Below are 18,103 nucleotides of genomic sequence, written 5' to 3' on the forward strand. Positions count from 1 at the left end.
TACTCCCGCCTTCAGTCCGCTCTCTTGTGGCTGATGCAACTCGGCGCAAGCAGTCCCCCTGCAATTTGGCGGCTGACAAAGATCAAATGTGGGAGCCGTCGAGCTTCAGCGAGGCCGCGATAGCGGTGGGTCAGGCACCATAAATGTCGACTGTGCCGACGCCATCGCAGCCTCGCCGGGGCTCGACAGCTGCTACGGCTACGATGCCAGGGCCAGGCCACGCTCTTCCAGCAACTGCACAAAACTGTTCAGACTCTGCGACACCGTACCCCGGCGCCAGATCAGCCAGGTATTCAGAATCCGGAACGTATCGGTCAGCGGCCACACACTCACCGCCGTAAACCCCGGCATGCTCTCCAGCATGCTCCGCGGCATCAGCGCCAACCCGGCACCGGCACTCACACACGCGAGCATCCCGTGGTAGGACTCCATCTCAAAGATCTTCCCCGGCACCGCGCCATCCTGTGAAAACCAGCGCTCGAAGTGATGCCGGTACGAACAGTTCGAACGAAACGTGTAGATGCTCTCCCCGCTCACATCCCGCCCCCGGGTGATCGGCGCGTGATGCAACGGCGCAATCACCACCATCTCCTCCTCGAACACCGCCACGCCCTCCAGCGTCGCGTGCAACACCGGCCCATCGACAAACGCCGCCGCCAGCCGCCCCGACAACACACCCTCGATCATCGTGCCGGAAGGCCCGGTGGTCAGGTCCAGCTCGACCTTGGCGTGCTTCTGGTTATACGCCGCGAGCAACGCCGGGATACGCACCGCCGCCGTACTCTCCAGCGAGCCCAACGCAAACGCGCCCTGGGGCTCCTCCCCCGCCACCGTCGCCCGGGCCTCTTGCACCAGGTCGAGAATGCGCCGCGCATACCCGAGGAAATTCCACCCGGCCGGCGATAACCGCAGCCGGCTCTTCTCGCGAATAAACAAGTCCACGCCCAGGTCCTGCTCCAATTGCTTGATCCGCGTGGTCAGGTTCGACGGCACGCGATGGATCAATTGCGCGGCAGCGCTGATGCTGCCTTGCTCGGCAACGGCTTTGAAAATTTCCAGCTGGACCAGATCCAAGTCATTCTCCAAACGTGAACGTATTGCTTAATATTATTCAGTTTCCGAAAAAGATACAGCCCCGTACGCTGGCCTCCATCCCATTCACTGCGCAGGACGGTGCCATGAACTCCATTTCCTCCCAGACCCACGCGTTGTCGATCAACCCCGCCAACGGTGAAACGGTCGCCAGCTACCCGTACGAAACCGAGGCGCAGCTGGATGCCGCCCTCACCCGCTCGATCAACGCCTTCCGCAACGGGCGCAATACCCCCGTCGCCCAGCGCGCCGAATTACTGCTGGCCCTGGCCAGCACCCTGCGCGACCAGGCCGAAGAAATGGCCCAGATGATCACCCTGGAAATGGGCAAACCGATCGCCCAGGCCCGTGGCGAAATCGAAAAATGCGCGCAACTCGCCGAGTGGTACGCCGCCCACGGCCCGGCCATGCTGGCCCCGGAAGCCACCCTGGTGGACAACGGCACCGCCCAGATCGAATACCGCCCGCTGGGCCCGATCCTCGCTGTAATGCCGTGGAACTTCCCGGTGTGGCAAGTGCTGCGCGGCGCGGTGCCAACCATGCTCAGCGGCAACACCTACGTGCTCAAGCACGCGCCTAACGTAATGGGCAGCGCGTACCTGATGAAACAAGCCTTCCAGCGCGCCGGCTTTGCCGATGGCCTGTTCGAAGTGATCAACGTCACCCAGGACGGCGTGTCCAAAGCCATCGCCGACCCGCGCATCGCCGCCGTGACCCTCACCGGCAGCGTGCGCGCCGGCATGGCCATCGGTTCCCAGGCCGGGGCCGCGCTGAAAAAATGCGTACTGGAGCTGGGCGGCTCCGACCCGTTCATTGTGCTCAACGACGCCAACCTCGACGAAGCCGTGCAAGCCGCCCTGATCGGCCGTTTCCAGAACTCCGGCCAGGTGTGCGCCGCCGCCAAGCGCCTGATCATCGAAGAAGGCGTGGTGGAAGCCTTCACCGCCAAATTCCTCGAAGCCAGCCGCAACCTGGTGATGGGCGACCCGACCGCTACCGAGACCTACATCGGCCCGATGGCCCGCTTCGACCTGCGGGACGAACTCGACGGCCAGGTCCAGGCCACCCTGGCCGAAGGCGCCACCCTGCTGCTGGGCGGCAGCAAAGTCGAAGGCGCGGGCAACTACTACGCCCCCACCGTGCTGGCCAACGTCACCGACCAGATGACCTCGTTCAAACAGGAACTGTTCGGGCCGGTCGCCTCCATCATCACCGCCCGCGATGCGGACCACGCCGTGGCCCTCGCCAACGACAGTGAGTTCGGCCTGACCGCCAGTGTGTTCACCACCGACCCAGAGAAGGCACGCAGCATCGCCAACCAACTGGAAACCGGCGGGATCTTTATCAACGCCTACAGCGTGTCCGATCCCCGGGTCTCGTTTGGTGGTGTGAAGAAGAGCGGCTTCGGGCGGGAGTTGTCGCACTTCGGTGTGCGGGAATTCTGCAACGCGCAGACCGTGTGGCTGAACCGCCGCTAAGGCAAGCGCTGCAAACGATGGCCCGCCCTGCGGGTCATCGTGCTGTCTGGTTCAGCACCGTCACGTACGCACCGAACATATCCGCCATGGCGTCCGCATAGGCGGTGATTTGCGCCTCGGTGCGCGGGCTTCCCGAGAATTCCTTCGCCACCGAACTGAAGGTGGTGGCGATCAAATCGCAGGCCAGGGCGCGGGTGGCTTCAGGCACCTGCGGCAGCAGTTCCAGCATGAACGCCTGGAAAATCTGTTGCCCTTCTGCGCGAACCTCATGGGCTTCGGGCGCATCACGGTACAGTGGCGCGGCGTCGCTCAGGGCGACGCGCATCTGCGCCTCCTCACATTCCGAACGAATAAACGCATGCACCAACGCCCGCAAGCGCTCAAGGGCCGGCTGGCTTACGTCCTGCAGAATGCGGCTGAGCATCTGCGAGGTTTGCTGCCACTCATCCGTCTGCAGCCGAAACAGGATCGCCGCCTTGTTGGGAAAGTACTGGTACACCGACCCCACGCTGACACCGGCCTTTTCCGCGACACGGGCGGTGGTGAAACGGCTGGCACCTTCCTTGGCCAAAACCTGAATAGCCGCTTCGAGAATGGCCGACACCAACCCGGTGGATCGCGCCTGTTTGGGCTCTTTGCGTGAGGAAATCTGCGAGGTCTGGCGATCGGTCATGGGGCGTTCCTGCTGCCGTTGGAATGCGAATAGCGAATGTGACGAATTGTTCGCATACTTTAAATGCGACGAATCATTCGCATACTAGCCCGGCGCCTCACGGCGCTCAACCTGCAGCAGGACATCCCCATGAATACGCTTACCTCGGCCCCGATGGCGGCCCTGATTGAACGGCTGTACACACAGGCCGATGCCGCCACCAGCCCCATCATCAACACAGTGACCCACGAAGAACGCGACCGCCTGATGCGCAGCAAGACCGACTACCTGGCACTCTACGGAATGCTGAAAGACCTGTGGTTGCCCGTCTCCCGCGACACCGGCACCCTGCTGTACATGCTCGCACGCAGCAGCAAAGCGCAGGCCATCGTCGAGTTCGGTACTTCGTTCGGCCTGTCCACCCTGCACCTGGCGGCCGCCCTGCGGGACAACGGCGGCGGCACGCTGATCAGCAGCGAGTTCGAGCCCTCGAAGATCGCTCTCGCCCGGCAACACCTGGAGCAAGGCGGCGTGAGCGACCTCGTGGAGATCCGCCAAGGCGATGCCCTGGTTACCCTGGCCACCGGCCTGCCCGACAGCGTCGACCTGCTGCTGCTCGACGGCGCCAAGGCGCTGTATGGCGACGTGTTGAACCTGGTGGAAAGCCGCCTCAAGCCCGGCGCGCTGATCATCGCCGACAACACCGACTACTGCCCCGACTACCTGGCCCGGGTGCGTTCGCCAGCAAACGGCTACCTGTCGGTGCCGATCGGTGACGACGTCGAGCTTTCCGTTCGCCTGGGCTGATGCCCGTCAGAGGATTCAACTCATGTCTGGATTGGTAAGCCCAGTGGTACTGAAATTACTGCCCATCACCCTGGCGGTGTTTGTCGGGTTCCTGATCATCGGCATGCAACTGCCGGTGCTGCCGCTGCACCTGCACAACACCTTGGGCATGGACACGCTGGTGGTGGGCGTGGTGATCGGTGCGCAGTTTGCCGGGGCATTGTTGTCGCGGTCCTGGGCCGGCAATTTTGCCGATATGCGCGGCCCCAAGCGCGCCATGCTCGTGGGCATGCTGGTGGCGGCCAGCTCCGGCTTGATCTACCTCGCGTCCCTGGCGTTTGTGGCGTCGCCGGTGGTCTCGGTGTGGGTGTTGCTCGCCGGGCGCGTGGTGCTGGCGCTGGGGGAAAGCCTGATCGTGACCGGCTCGATGGGCTGGGGTGTCGGGTTGGTGGGGCCGCAAAATACCGGCAAGGTCATGGCCTGGATCGGCATCGCAATCTACGCCGCGTTTGCCCTGGGCGCGCCCCTCGGGGTGGCGGTGAATAGCCAGTGGGGTTTCAGCGGGATCGCCGTCGGGACCATGGTGATTCCGCTGCTGGCACTGGCCATCGTCGCCGGAGCGCAAGGCGTTGCGCCCACCAGCCTGCGGCGCACCTCGTTTTTCAAGGTGCTGCGCTCGGTGTGGGTACCGGGGTTGGGCCTGGCCTTTGGAAGCGTCGGGTTTGGCGTGATTACCGCGTTTATCGCGCTGCTGTTTGCCACCAAGGCCTGGGGCAATGCGTCACTGGCGTTTACCGCCTTTGGCCTGGCGTTTATCGGCGCGCGGATTTTCTTCGGGCACCTGCCCGACAAGATCGGCGGTGCCAAGGTCGCGCTGGTGTGCGTGATAATCGAAGCCGCCGGGCAGCTGTTGATCTGGGGCGCAGACAGCGCCTTGACCGCCTACCTGGGCGCGGCGCTGACCGGTTTCGGCTACTCCCTGGCGTTTCCCGGCTTTGGGGTGGAGGCGATAAAGCGCGCGCCGCCCCAATCCCGCAGCCTGGCGATGGGTGCGTATGTGGCGTTCCTGGATATTTCGCTGGGGGTCAGCACCCCGCTGATCGGCGCCTTGGCCGGCGTGGCCGGAGTGGCATCGGTGTACCTGGCGGGCGCAGTGGCCGTGGCGCTGTCGGTGATCGTGGCGCTGGCGTTGCTTTTCAAGGCGCCAGTGGCGGAGCGCGAGGTTTATACTTCGCCACCTCGCCCTTAACCCACATCACCCGAGATTCCCGATGAGCCTTTCCCTGTCCACAACCCCAGCGCGCAAGCCGCTCGCGCCCCTGCTGGCGTTTGCCATCCTGCTGTTCGGCGCCGTCTTCCTGCAAAACAGCGTCGGCTCGCACCAGGTGCTGTTGCTGGTGGTCGGCGCCGCACTGGGCCTGACGCTGTATCACGCTGCCTTCGGCTTTACCTCGGCCTGGCGAGTGTTCATCACCGACCGGCGTGGCGCGGGCTTGCGTGCGCAGATGGTGATGCTGGCGATTGCCGTGGTGCTGTTCTTCCCCGCGCTGGGGGCCGGCACCCTGTTCGGCCAGCCCGTGGTCGGGCTGGTGGCACCGGCCGGGGTTTCGGTGGTGTTCGGGGCATTCATTTTCGGCATCGGCATGCAGCTGGGCGGCGGTTGTGCGTCCGGCACCCTGTTCACCGTGGGCGGCGGTAATGCGCGCATGCTGGTGACGCTGTTCTTCTTTATCTGTGGTTCGTTGATCGCGACTCACCACGTCGACTGGTGGTTCTCGCTGCCTTCGTTCCCGGCGGTTTCCATCGTCAAAAGCTTCGGCGTGGTGCCGGCCTTGCTGCTGAGCCTGGCCGTATTTAGCATCATCGCAGCAGTCACCGTGCGCCTGGAAAAAGGTCGTCACGGGCAACTCGAAGCCGGCGTCACCAGCGAACACCAGGGCCTGCGCCGCTTCCTGCGCGGGCCATGGCCATTGGTGTGGGGCGCAATTGGCCTGGCCCTGCTCAACTACGCCACCCTGGCACTGGCCGGGCGGCCATGGGGTATCACTTCGGCGTTCGCGCTGTGGGGCGCCAAGGTTGCCGGCGGGTTGGGCGTAGACGTAGGCAGCTGGGCGTTCTGGCAAATGCCGGGCAATGCCAAGGCCCTGGCGGCGCCGGTGTGGGAAGACGTCACCAGCGTGATGGACGTCGGCATCATCCTCGGTGCGCTGTTGGCTGCGGGATTGGCCGGGCGTTTCGCTCCAAGCCTGAAGATTCCGGCACGCTCGCTGTTCGCCGCGGTGATCGGTGGGTTGCTGCTGGGTTATGGCTCGCGACTGGCGTACGGCTGCAACATCGGCGCGTACTTCAGCGGGATTGCCTCGGGCAGCCTGCATGGCTGGGTGTGGTTGGTGGCGGCGTTTATCGGCAATAGCGTGGGCGTGCGGTTGCGGCCGTTCTTCTTTGCAGGTGAGCGTCCGCAGGTAGCGTTGAGCGGTTGCTGACTGATCGTTCCCACGCGCAGCAAAGGAATGCCGCCAGGGACGCTCTGCGTCCCGCTGTTGGTGACGCGGAGCGTCACGGGATGCATTCCCACGCAGAGCGTGGGAACGAGCAGCATCATCGGCTTTTTGAAATCACTCCACTCATGTACTGATTCAAGTCGCGGAAGTCCTGAACTTTCCAGGTGAACGGTGACAACCTCACACCGTTCTCCCGCAACGTTCTGGGAATCAGGTCGCCATTTGGACGAAGAATGACGGACGACACGATAACGCCCGGATAATCACTCAAGCGTTTTTTGAAAGTAGCCGTTGTCAGGTCAGGCGTAGGCGGATTGCTTTTATTCGCCAAGGGTCCCGTGCCTTTGATATCCGCGCCGTGGCACATGGCGCAGCGCTGCAGATAAATGTTTTTCCCGTTAGCGTTGTCCGCAAAGGACAGTGATGTTTGAACCAGCGATAAAATCCCCAGCGACGCGATGAATGTTTTTGCTCTCATCTTTCCATGTGGCCTTGTTGTAAAAATCCAATATCAACCAACCGAGCGTAAACGACCCGTTATCCACTCGCGACTGTAAGCCAGCACGCGGCCCGACATCGCCGTCGGAAAATGAATAAACCCATGAGCCGCCTGCGGTAACAAAAACACCTCGGACCCCGCCCATCGCTCGGCCATCTGTAGCGTGTCGTCCAGCAACGGGTCCAGCTCCCCCACAAACATCAGCGCTGGCGGCAGCCCGGCAAGGTCGCCATACAACGGTGACAACGGCGGCTGCCGGCGCTGCTCGTCACTCAGGCCCGGCGTCAGCAAACGCAGCGCCTCCACCATGCCCGGCCCGTCCAGCAGCAGCGTTTCCCGCCCCGCCGTGCGCACGCTCGGTGTACCGGTCAAATCGTAGACGCCGTAATACAGCACCGCCCCGCTCACCCGCGCCAGCAATTCGGGCGATTGCTTCAGCGCCAGCAACGTGGCCGCCGCCAGATGCCCACCGGCAGACTCGCCGACAACGATCACCGGCAGGCCGGCGAACTCCTCACAGTCCCCGAGCAACCAGCGCGCCGTGGCCAGGCAGTCTTCCAGAATCCCTTCGACCGGTGTATTCACCGCCAGCCGGTAATCCACCGACACCACCGCCACCTCGCACGCATTCACCATGGCCACGTTGAGGTCGTCATTCATCTGCGCATTGCCGATCACCCAGCCGCCGCCATGGATATCCAGCACCACGCCTTTGGCCTTGCCCTTCGGCCGGATGATGCGCACCGGCACCGAGCCCACCCGCCGGCTTTCAGCCTGCAGGCCATGCTTGAGCAACTTGTTGCCGGCCACCATCTGGCTGGAGCGCAACAGCGCCTGGATCACCCGGGGCGTCACGCGGTTGCGGATGCGAAAACGCGGCATCCAGGCGAGCTTCTGGTTAAAGCGCTGCATTTGCGCCAGTTCATGTTCTTCAGCAGGCCACAGCGTGTGAGTTCCCAATTCGATATTCCCCCTATCTCTAAAAGAGATGTTCACCTTGGCCAGTGTGCGTGGGCATCATGGCAATGATGTTTCCGCCCTCTGCCCACGCCGCCAGGCTCAGCGGTTATTGCGCAGGATGGAGAAATTCAACGCAGCCGCAACGCTGAGCCACACCAGGTACGGGAACAGGATCAGCCCGGTGATCAAATCCAGGCGCACCGTCAGCAGCACCATGGCGGCCACTACCAGCCACAGCAGCGTGATGATCACCATCCCGGCGAAAATCCGGTGGGCACCGAAGAACACGGGCGTCCACAGGGTGTTGAGCGCGATCTGTGCAGCCCATAGAGCCAGCACGATTTCGCTGCCGGGGATCAGGGTCAGGCGGTAGCCGGCCCAAGCCAGCAGCAGGTAGATGATTGTCCAGGCGACCGGGAACAGCCAGTTGGGAGGGGTGAAGCTGGGTTTGACCAGGGTGGCGTACCAGTCGCCCGGCTTGAAGATGATGCCGGTGCTCGCAGCAGCACCGCAGGCCAGAAGAAAAATAAGGAAGGTGATCATCGCGTGTCCTTGGCTCAGGGTTCGTTACAGCTTGGACGTCCTACACACCGGTAAAAGTTCACACGGCCCTGTAGGAGCAAGCTTGCTCGCGAAAAACGTCAACGCTAACGCGGGGCAACGGGGTAAATCCGTCATTTTGAAAGACAACACCACCTTGCTCCATTGCCTACGCTTACGTCAGAATCCGCCGGCTTGTGCACCTGGGTGGCCATCTCTAAGGTTGCTCGGTCGCTGAAAACTCAGTGATCGGGTTTAGTAGCCCTAGGGTCAATTACACATAGTGCATGAGCTGCATCTATCAGACGTTCCTGTCTGTGCTTGATGGTGGCTGTGCGTAGGGCGCCTTCGGGTGCGCCGGCTTTGTGTAATTCCCCGGTCTACTAACCTGCGTACAGCTGCCACCCTATTGTGTAGTAGCGAAAGGGTGTCGGCCCCATTCAGGAATTGCACCATGTTCAAAGTAACGCCGAATCCTCCTAACACGCCTGATCAAAAACTCCACCAGGCTGCCCAGCGCGCCATTGATCACTACCTCAATCCCGGCACTGATGCCGAGACAGTCCCAGAGACAACCGCCCTCTTCAGCGTCACCTCCGGCGTCAGCAGCGAAATCCTGATCGCCAACAGCTACGAAACCGTTTCCTCCGTCAGCGCCCTGCTGCTCGACCTGTCCGACGAACTGACCGGCAAAGACCGCGACGTGGCATTGGCCATACACCAGCTGAGCGAATTGAGTGTGCTGCTGATCGGCAAACTGATGGACCGCGAAACACCTCGGGCGTAGAGCCCAACGCGGTCCTGCGGGACTAGCCCTTCAACTCACCCAACCGATTACTCGCCGCGTCGTCGTATGCCACATACAACGACTCGGCGATTTGGCTTTTGATGGCCTTGGCGCTTTCCAGACCCAATACAAAACCTTCGGCCTTGCCGCCTGCGCGGTTCAGGTCTTCTTTGGTGTCAGCACCGGTGATGGCGTCGAGGAGCTTGATGGCCTGAGGGCCTACGCCTTTTGGGAGGCTGATTTGGTCGATGCTCATTGGGATGCCTCGGATGAGATGCGGGATGGGGTGGTGCGGGTGAACGAGGTCATGGGCGATACCTTGAGATTGAGGTCGGTAGCGCGTGGAACCACTGCCGGGGGTGGCATGGTAGACCGGTATGGGAATTAAAGGGCTGGTTTCGGCCAAAAGCAGTCTTTCAATGCTCTACAAAATTAGAGCCGATTCGCCCCATCTCAACTACCGCGCTAATTCCGGGGAGAGAGGGCATGGAAAACACGCGCTCACCCATCCGACAAAGACCGGTACGCAAAGCATGAGCCTCCAATCTGTCCGGCACCTCAAAGATGGCTGGCAAGCCAAGACCAGTGTTTACTGCCAGTCCAGAATCAAAACAGGCATTAATTCAGCTTCCTTACTGCCTTCAACAGCACTGCTACTGCTGTATATCACTGATCACAATCTGCGAACTCCCCTCGATCCTTCTGACTTCTACAGTCATGCTCCCATGCTCGCCTTTGACCAAGTAAAGGTACTGATGAAAACCTGGCTCAGTGTCACTTTTATAATATGTGAACCGCTTCAGCAATGTTAAGGAAGCGACATTGCCTACCTGAGTAGCGATCTGTTGGTTTGAGCGTAAATACTCTTGAAACGCTATATTAGCCTCATCCTTTGCCTCGTAGTACCTCAGCACAAATCCTGCGATCACGACGATCAACACTATCGCAATTAGAGGCCTGATTTTTTTGAATCTCGGGCTTTTTAAACTACGCATACCCACCCCCTAAAAATGATTATAACCACCAAATTCTACGTTGATATTAGTACCCCAACGTCCGCCCAATTCACTGCGTTAGGATCAATAGAAAATACGACCGATGGACTGCCAAAGCGACCACCTACTTTGTTCGTGATGGCGTTGCCTGTCGCCACCTTGTAGGAAATGCCTGCCGCTAGAGGGCCGACGCCTATCACCACCAAGAGGGGGCATTTGGTGAGGCTTTGAAATCAAAATATTTTAGGTTAACAAGTAGTGAGTGATCCCTAACCAAGATAACTCCCTCGTGAAATATCACACTCGCTTGCCAGTTGAAATTTTCAAGATAGTAGACGCATAGACTGTCGCAACTTTTCATAAAAGCACATTCATTGAGGGCGATTCTTTTAATTAGATCGTCAGTTATTGGGAGTCGTTGAGTGCACCTGCCGATAATTCCGTCGGAGTAAGTTGTAACGGATATTGCATTGACTGCAGTGGGCGAATGAACGTCAAAACCCATTATGCTGTTGGCACTTGAGTCCGGATAAAGCCAAACAACCAACTCAAGTGGTGTTTGACTCGCAAACTCGGAAAGCAATTGGATTTGCCTATCAAAGCTGCTTTCTGAAATGTAAAGCACATCATCTATTTTACTTGTCATTGTCAGTATGTCGTCATCGGTCTCCATGATCGAGTATAGACGGTAATGCAATATATGTTTTACGGGGCACATCTTTACTACTGGAATCGGTCGCCGGGGGCGAGCGGCCCCTCTTGGCCGATTGCAGCCGATTGCGACAGACAGAAAACGGCCAAAAGCAGTCAGTCAGAAGTCTTAAGAATGCAGTTCAGAATCTGAAAATTCAGCTCGATAATCACTGTGCGTCAGTGCCACTCCCTAAAACAGTGCATGCATTGACGCGCACGCCAAGTCCTCAACTGCCCTCTGCAGAATGAGCAGCGGGTAATTTTTTGCTCGCACAGAGGCCTCATCCGATGGCGGAAATATTCCCAGACAACATTCGGATCAATATTTTCTCGGCGGACTATCTCATCTACCACTGCCTGATCACCCTTCTCGTGGAAAACCCCGATGATCGCTAGCGTTTCAATTGATGGACAGTAAGCAGTAATTGATTCGCCGCATCGATTACAAACACGTTGACCATAGTCAGTACTCATCAATTCGTTTCAGTGTCCGGAAATGGAGATGACCTTTTTACTAGATGCTGGGTGCAGTGACAACGTCCGCTTTGGGTCGGTTGCTGCCGGTGGCGACAGGCTGCTACCGGCCATGAGCAGTCAGTCGGAAATGTCCACGAAACCATGGGCGATTTATCACAATTTTGAACGTCATCAAGATCGCTTAAGTACTAGATATAAAGCCTTCAGCCCTACTAGAAATAGCAGGGCTATAGGTCTCACAAATTTCTCTTAAAAACTAATCAATTATACAAGCGAAATGGCAGGTCTTCTGCGACGGCTTGCCCAGGAGTGCAGAGCCACTGCCACACTTGTTGTTGTGTTAGGCTTCCCTCGCACAACCGCAATAGAGCTTCACCCAAATCCCCGCTTTCAACTACGCTTAACCGGCCACAGGATGCAATTTGTTGTGGCACACTCGGATCTACTCCAGGATGGCAAAGAGTCACGCAAAAACAATCTCTAAAGCCATGAATTTCGGAGGCCGCTAAAACCTCTACCGCTTTATTGTAATCGACAAGCTTATCTCCCTCTTTCGATTTTAGCTCGACCACAATCGAAGACGAATCGAAGAATTTGACTAGATAGTCGGGCGCGCCTGTTTTAGTCTTGTCATCTAATTTCTCAAACGCTACACCTAGCTGTACAAGCACCTGCTCGAACGCCACTTCAAACGCATCACCTTTTGCCTCATAATAGTTCTCAATTAGAACCTTACTATCGCATCTGCTAGCTCGTTTTAGATGCCTAACAGACATTCGCTTCCGCTGGTCAACTTTCCAATCTCGACAAGCGTCTCGTACCCAATTTGCTTTAGCTTGCGCATTAGGCTTAGATTTTACAAAAGCTAAAATTCTTGCTGAATTCGCCTCAGGACTGCCAAGCATAAGCAATTGCGGCGTTGTGACTCCATGCCGCTTCAAGAGCAACATTTCATGCCTATACAGCTTTAAAGCACTACCCGCCGCAGATACCCCTGTCATCCAGAGAATGTCGTCCGGCAATCCCTCTTGGACTCTGTATGCTAATCTTCGAATGTAGCGCGTCAGCTTAGATATAGCGCGCAGCAAAGTATCATCCACTCTTAATTGTGGCGGACGAAGAACTGGCGGCACGCGCTTATCGGCGGCGGACATAGCTATCCCAGCTAAGCCCTGTAGGACCCAGGATAGGTTTCTGTTCATTTCTTTGACAGCGCCCGCACTCAGAGATTTAACTTCACGCTCAATTGCCCTGATCTCAACACCGCTAGTCCACTTCTGGCACAACCATGCCGCATTAGTAGGTACTGGATCAACTTGCCAAATTGATTCCATTAGATCATCTGCGAGGTGCTGCGCATCATAAATGGGATCTTTCAACTGATAAGGCAGGAACCGAGTAGGTTTAACTCCATTTCTCGGACGAAACTCAGGGCTGGATAAGCATGCGGAAAAGATAAGCATCTCTAGCCTGGACTTGAGATCCGCCGATTCAAGATGCCCAATGAGTTCTGCCAAATAAAGTGACTTCCTAGACAGAAAGTTGATTAAAAACACTCCGGTTTCAGGTAGCAAACCACTGAACCCGACCGCTCGCCCCACTGGCGTAGGGCTCAGGTCCCCACCAGATGTTTCAACGACGAAGCCAGCATCAATCAACCCAGCCAGAGCAACACCGACTTTACTCGGCCACGTCTTAAATGCAGTTAAGTTGTTATCTTCTTCCCTTAACGCACTGAACGTTGTGCAAACAAGCTCTTCAAGCTCGGCTCTGTTGTTGCACAACCCTGAAGATATCAGTTGCAGTGAAAGCTGACCAAACCTAGCAGGCACAATTCGCGCTTTGATTTCAGGAAGCTGCTCTATTGATAGATAACTTGTAGCTAATACGCGTTGCGGCCCGGTACCAAAATATATTACACGCCCTTCTGCATGTTCAAACCCCATACGCCCAACCCGGCCGGACATGTTGTGAAACTCTGCGCTATCTATTGCGACATACTGCCTTTGCTGGCCGTCCCAACGTTCCCAATTAGCAAATACTGCGGCCCCTAGAGGGAAATTCACACCTGCTGCTAAAGTACTTGTAGCAAATACAACATCCAGCTTATTTTCTGATAAATAACGTTCCACTACTCCTCGCTCTTCGTCAGTCAAATCCGCGTTATGACTCGCAACTCGGAGACCCAGTATCTTCGCCAACATCGTGTTAGCGGAAGTTTCAGGCAAGGTATCAAACTCTAACGACAACTGCCCTTGATTACCCTTGTGGTACGAAGCGACAAAAGCTTCAGCAAGATCATAAGTATCTTGCTTTTTCATGCAAAAAACTATGATTGGAAGCGGTGGATTATCTTGCTTAAGCAGATATGTTAAAGCTGAAATCGTTTCCGCTTTAACTCCAGCAGGCAGTCGCTTGTCCGATTCCATCACATCAGGTTTAGCACTGCTTACTGAATAAATCTGATCGCCAATCCAGCATTCATACCGTAAATGTTTCTCGCGCTTTTGCTCGAAAATAAGCTGAACCCGCAGCCAGTTCGCTAAGTCCTGGGCGTCCTTGCTTTTTAAAACAGCTGACAATCCTACAAACTGTTTCCAACCCGCGTTCCGCATAAGTGTTAAAAGGACTTCAACATTTTGCCCGCGGTTTTCGTCTCCCATCAGCTGAATTTCATCGCACACGACAATCGTATTTTGCATGCTTTTCGGCACCCCAGATGCCGACAGTAGCGCTAAATATTTTTCATATGTAGCAATTACCAGAGGAGCACTTAGAGGAGCCGCAGAATACTGTCCCGTGGCATCTTCGACGTAGTCCCCCGTCGCAATAACCATGGAAGCACCATCGCTCTCCAAATATCTGTCCAACAACAACGTTTTGAAGTCTTCAAATTTCTGCTTGGCCAGTGCGCGATGGGTCACCAAATAAACTGTTTTATTCCCAGCGAGCAGTCCTTCAGCAATAGCCCAGACCCCAATTTGAGTCTTTCCCGTGGAGGTAGGGGAAACCACCAGCATGCTTTGTCCACGAGCCACGCCAGACTCCAACGCGAGGTACTGAACATCAGTGAGGGAAATCGCCTCTTCGGATCGATAGACCAACCCATCGGCCACAGATGCGGACAGACCGTGTTCTACTGGAAAGGTATCCCTCATGCCTAGCAACTCCTGTCATACGTTTGGGTGCAAGCGCCCAGAGGAATCTGGGCGCCGGGTGTCCGAATCCGGCAGAAGCATACGTAGCATTAAATGGCCATATTGGCCATCCTACTAAGCGTCAGAGCGGCAATCTGGGAAAAGCAGGGCGGTAAAATGCATAGCCATATAATCTGTAACTACACGATTTTTAACAGAATTACACATGGATCATGTAGTGGATTCGCATTTCCCGGCCCCACTTTAAATCGCTCCTAGTTTCTCAGAGACCGAATGACTGGTTCTGGCCGTTAGCTACACCTCGCGAAAGGCAGCTTTGGGTCGGAAGCGGTCGGTCATGAGCGGCCGCTTCTGGCCGATTCTGTTGAAAAAGCCGTACTCGCTTAGCCAAGGTGACCGCCTGCATCAATGAATAGCTTGCGGAGCTTTTTTCGAGCCGCCTCTGAAAGACGCTGTGAATAGCGTTGAAACTCTTCTTCGGCTGTGTCGGGCTTGCCGTTCATGGCCAATACAAACGCGTATGCAAGAGGATGTTGTATGTAGTTGTAGAAACCCAGGCCACCCGTCGACAAATGCTGCTTGACCCGCTCGAAAGCACCAGGCAGGTCGGCTATCGAACGAGCCTCGTCCCAAAACGATTCAGCTTTTGGAATGGCAGCCCGGAGGATATTGGGTGCGCTGGTTGCTATGGCATCAGGTCCGTAGCTGCATGAGATATCAAACGCTCGATCGCGCACATCGAAAGTCAGATCAGGTCGTGCTGATTTTGACGTCCTGTGCCATTTGATTTCATTGCCGGAAAGATGGGGAACGAAGTCCAGTGACAGAGCCCATGACGGCGCTAGCGCGCCGCCTTTCCACTGCTCAAGGCGAAAGAGTTGGCGAATGGGAGCATCGACGCTACGAAGCCAGGATAGCGGGCCCTGAACTTCGAATCCTAACGGCTGTAAAAGTGACTCTACGGTTGGCGAAACAATTTCGTGGATTTGATCTATTCGCACTATCTCGAACGTTTTTCCCTGCATCGGCGGCCCCATGCTCAAAAGTAATCCCACTTCGACAACTTCGGTCGTTGGTTCGACCTCAGATAATAGATGCAGAAATAGCGGTCAGACCACCATTATTGAAAACGTGGTCTGACCCCTATTCTTCTCTGGTGTCTGCGCTGCTTGGGTCTTGCAGCTGGCGATTACCGCGAGCTGCGAAAGCGTGGTGACGTGCCTGACGGGAGAACGGTGAAGGGCTGGTATCAACTGCGCAGTAGAAAATAGAGAACTGCGTCATGAAGTATTTTCTTGGCAAATAGTGGCCCGTGCCGGGAAAGTCACGACGTGACAACGCCATGCGGCAAGTTGATTGGAAAATCCTGAGAGTTCCTGAATTCACGCCCCATGAGGCACAACATGTGAAAATTTATAGAGTAGTCTCATAGAATATTTTTCTCTTTGGGTATGCATAAATAATAGCGAGGCTGGTATTGGAGGCTAGTGTGAACTGGGATAGCCTGCGCCCACATTTTTAAATAGGGGTCAGACCACCATTATTGAAAACGGGGGCTGCCCCCTACTCTTTTCTCTCGTGGTACCCAACAACGTTTTGCTTGAACACAATTAACGAGAGCAACTGAGGAGGCGGGTCATGCTTGAGGATTTTAAACACGCACTTTACCGCCATAAGAGGCTGTTCTGGCTGGTGATGGTTATTGTCATCCTATCCAAAGTGGCAACCATAATGCCGGCGATTATCATCGGGCGCGTAGTAGATACCTTTACCCAGCACACCTTGGATTCAGAGACGGCCTTGTATCTGTTGGGGTTTATCTGCGTCGGCGTTATTAACGTTATTCTTATCCCTATTCAGGGGTACTACTTGACCCGTTTTATTCAAAAAGGGCTCAGCGATGTTTCGATTCGATGGGTTCGCGAGATATTCACCAAGCACTTCGACCTGTTCTCATCGATCAATATCGGCAAGATGCTCAAATCGATTGAACGCGGCATACAAGCCAGCGAGCGAATTCTTAACTACGCGCTGATCACTATTTTGCCGCTTTGCATCGAGTTCATCGTGATTTCGGCGTGGCTGGTATGGATTGCGAATATTGTGTTCCTGGCGCTTGTGCTTGCACTTTCCGGCGTCTACCTGGCATTGACCCACTACTTGATCACGTGGCGCCGCGCTCATATCGATGCGGTCAATGACGCCGAAGATGAACAGGCGGGAGTATTTGCAAACACGATTCAGGCGGGTAAACAGATAAGGCTGGAGCGGGCCCAGGAATCGGGGCTGAAACCCCTGTTCGATACGTTTTACCAGTACGCGGATGCCGCCACAAAAGTCGGATATTCCGCTGCGGTACTAGGGGCGTCAAGGGCACTTTTCTTAACCCTGACCAGCAGCACAGTGATCGGGTACGGCATCTTTGTAAGACAGGCTTCGGCGTCCGAACTGACGGTCGGCGACTTTGTCGTCTTGTTTACCTTATCCACGATGTTTTTCAACACGGTGTTCAGCATCGGAGAGGTCTATCGTTTCGCCGATCAATTCTCTTCGGACTACGCCAAGTTTCGATCGATTCTGCGCGAGCAAAGCTTCAAGGGTAAGGCCGAGAGCTTGCCCTTGGATTCTGACAGCTTGATTTACCCCGCCTCCACTGCACTGATCGCCGAGGGAGTTTCATTAGTCATTCAACAGGCCATCGAAGTGCGCCCCGGTGAGCATCTTGCCGTCGTTGGGGCAAGTGGCTCCGGAAAATCAACCTTTGTGGAACTGCTCGTGGGCGTGAAGCAGCGTTCCGGGCTCACCGTCCGGATAGGACAGACCGCGCTAGAGTCAATCGCTGAAGAGGAACATTTTCGGCTCATTCGGTATTGCCCCCAAACTCCGAAGTTTTTATCAGGCAACCTGGCAGACGCTGTTTTTTTTCATGGCTCGTTCAACTCGACATTTAGCAGCGTCGCGGCGCAGCTCAATATCCAGCACCTGTTTGACGAATTGCCTGTTCGAACGATAAATCAAGACGCGACCAGTATTTCCGGTGGCGAAGCAAAAAAGCTTTCGCTTCTACGCGTGCTGCTACGACCTGGGAATTTCAACATATTCGATGAGCCGACCTCATCCGTTGATCCTCAGGGCGCCTCGTTAATCTGGGATGCACTCTTCACCTGCTTTGCCGATAAAAGTCTAATCTGTGTAACCCACGATTTCACTGTGCTCAATCACTTTGATCGAGTCATCGTCTTCGACACGGGCAGAATCGTTGCAGATGGCAAGTGGCAAGACCTGGTGGCTCTGGAGTCGGTCTCCAACGTCATACGCAAAGTTCAGGAGGAAGAGCCGGTTTCAGGGCATTAAGTTACTGAAATGGCTTTGTACGCTAAGGATGAAATAGGGGTCAGACCCCTATTCCTCTCAGGTCGCGTAGGTCTCAATACGGGACGGAAAAGGGGGCATTTATTTTTGATCAAATAAATGCCCCCTTTTCC

The 18,103-nt window shown here is 56.2% G+C and carries 14 protein-coding genes; 6 read left to right on the plus strand and 8 right to left on the minus strand.

All coding sequences use genetic code 11. From position 1 onward, the window contains the following. Positions 1-198: 198 nt before the first annotated feature. Positions 199-1,074 carry a LysR family transcriptional regulator gene (locus HX786_RS29855; protein ID WP_003214475.1) on the minus strand — a complete coding sequence of 292 codons (876 nt, stop codon included), beginning with the start codon at positions 1,072-1,074 and terminating at the stop codon, positions 199-201. A gap of 104 nt (positions 1,075-1,178) precedes the next feature. Here HX786_RS29855 and HX786_RS29860 point away from each other — a divergent pair, with 104 nt between their 5' ends. Further along, complete coding sequence (locus tag HX786_RS29860) at positions 1,179-2,570, plus strand: aldehyde dehydrogenase family protein (protein WP_087694345.1); 1,392 nt, start codon at positions 1,179-1,181, stop codon at positions 2,568-2,570. 34 nt (positions 2,571-2,604) lie between these two features. Here the strand turns inward: HX786_RS29860 and HX786_RS29865 are convergent, their stop codons facing one another. After that, positions 2,605-3,243, minus strand: coding sequence for a TetR family transcriptional regulator (locus HX786_RS29865; protein ID WP_177048505.1), 639 nt, complete (start codon positions 3,241-3,243; stop codon positions 2,605-2,607). Positions 3,244-3,372: 129 nt separating this feature from the next. Between HX786_RS29865 and HX786_RS29870 the strand changes: the two genes are divergently transcribed. The 3 genes from HX786_RS29870 to HX786_RS29880 are packed head-to-tail and all read left to right on the plus strand — an operon-like array spanning position 3,373 to position 6,491. Further along, entirely contained in the window at positions 3,373-4,029 is a 657-nt protein-coding gene (locus tag HX786_RS29870) for an O-methyltransferase (protein ID WP_003214482.1), read from the plus strand. A 22-nt stretch (positions 4,030-4,051) separates the two neighbouring features. Then, positions 4,052-5,257 (plus strand): arabinose transporter, encoded by a 1,206-nt coding sequence (locus HX786_RS29875; RefSeq protein WP_178912986.1) that lies wholly within the window; start codon positions 4,052-4,054, stop codon positions 5,255-5,257. 22 nt (positions 5,258-5,279) lie between these two features. After that, entirely contained in the window at positions 5,280-6,491 is a 1,212-nt protein-coding gene (locus HX786_RS29880) for a YeeE/YedE family protein (RefSeq protein WP_178912987.1), read from the plus strand. 115 nt (positions 6,492-6,606) lie between these two features. Here HX786_RS29880 and HX786_RS29885 read toward each other — a convergent pair whose 3' ends face one another. The 3 genes from HX786_RS29885 to HX786_RS29895 all read right to left on the minus strand — a co-directional run bounded on the left by HX786_RS29885 (position 6,607) and on the right by HX786_RS29895 (position 8,508). Beyond that, complete coding sequence (locus tag HX786_RS29885) at positions 6,607-6,987, minus strand: cytochrome c (protein WP_178912988.1); 381 nt, start codon at positions 6,985-6,987, stop codon at positions 6,607-6,609. A 33-nt stretch (positions 6,988-7,020) separates the two neighbouring features. Further along, positions 7,021-7,920, minus strand: a complete 900-nt coding sequence (locus HX786_RS29890; protein ID WP_050550331.1) for an alpha/beta hydrolase — start codon at positions 7,918-7,920, stop codon at positions 7,021-7,023. Positions 7,921-8,067: 147 nt separating this feature from the next. Continuing rightward, positions 8,068-8,508 (minus strand): TspO/MBR family protein, encoded by a 441-nt coding sequence (locus tag HX786_RS29895; protein ID WP_087694353.1) that lies wholly within the window; start codon positions 8,506-8,508, stop codon positions 8,068-8,070. A 454-nt stretch (positions 8,509-8,962) separates the two neighbouring features. Between HX786_RS29895 and HX786_RS29900 the strand changes: the two genes are divergently transcribed. Further along, the gene (locus HX786_RS29900) at positions 8,963-9,295 is read left to right on the plus strand and encodes a DUF6124 family protein (RefSeq protein WP_087694351.1); all 333 of its coding nucleotides are present in this window, start codon (positions 8,963-8,965) and stop codon (positions 9,293-9,295) included. 22 nt (positions 9,296-9,317) lie between these two features. Here HX786_RS29900 and HX786_RS29905 read toward each other — a convergent pair whose 3' ends face one another. The 3 genes from HX786_RS29905 to HX786_RS29915 all read right to left on the minus strand — a co-directional run bounded on the left by HX786_RS29905 (position 9,318) and on the right by HX786_RS29915 (position 15,643). Continuing rightward, positions 9,318-9,551: a hypothetical protein gene (locus tag HX786_RS29905; protein ID WP_003214497.1), complete on the minus strand. Its 234-nt coding sequence runs from the start codon at positions 9,549-9,551 to the stop codon at positions 9,318-9,320. 2,169 nt (positions 9,552-11,720) lie between these two features. Then, positions 11,721-14,618 carry a DEAD/DEAH box helicase gene (locus HX786_RS29910; protein ID WP_178912989.1) on the minus strand — a complete coding sequence of 966 codons (2,898 nt, stop codon included), beginning with the start codon at positions 14,616-14,618 and terminating at the stop codon, positions 11,721-11,723. A gap of 383 nt (positions 14,619-15,001) precedes the next feature. Then, on the minus strand, positions 15,002-15,643 hold the full coding sequence (locus HX786_RS29915; protein ID WP_256351171.1) for a hypothetical protein: 642 nt from the start codon (positions 15,641-15,643) through the stop codon (positions 15,002-15,004). Between the two features lie 613 nt (positions 15,644-16,256). Here HX786_RS29915 and HX786_RS29920 point away from each other — a divergent pair. Then, a complete protein-coding gene (locus HX786_RS29920) occupies positions 16,257-17,972 on the plus strand; it encodes an ABC transporter ATP-binding protein (protein ID WP_102368500.1) in 1,716 nt (571 codons plus the stop codon). Positions 17,973-18,103: the final 131 nt, after the last annotated feature.

It is taken from the genome of Pseudomonas sp. 21615526 (genome assembly GCF_013386245.1).
GTDB lineage: Bacteria > Pseudomonadota > Gammaproteobacteria > Pseudomonadales > Pseudomonadaceae > Aquipseudomonas.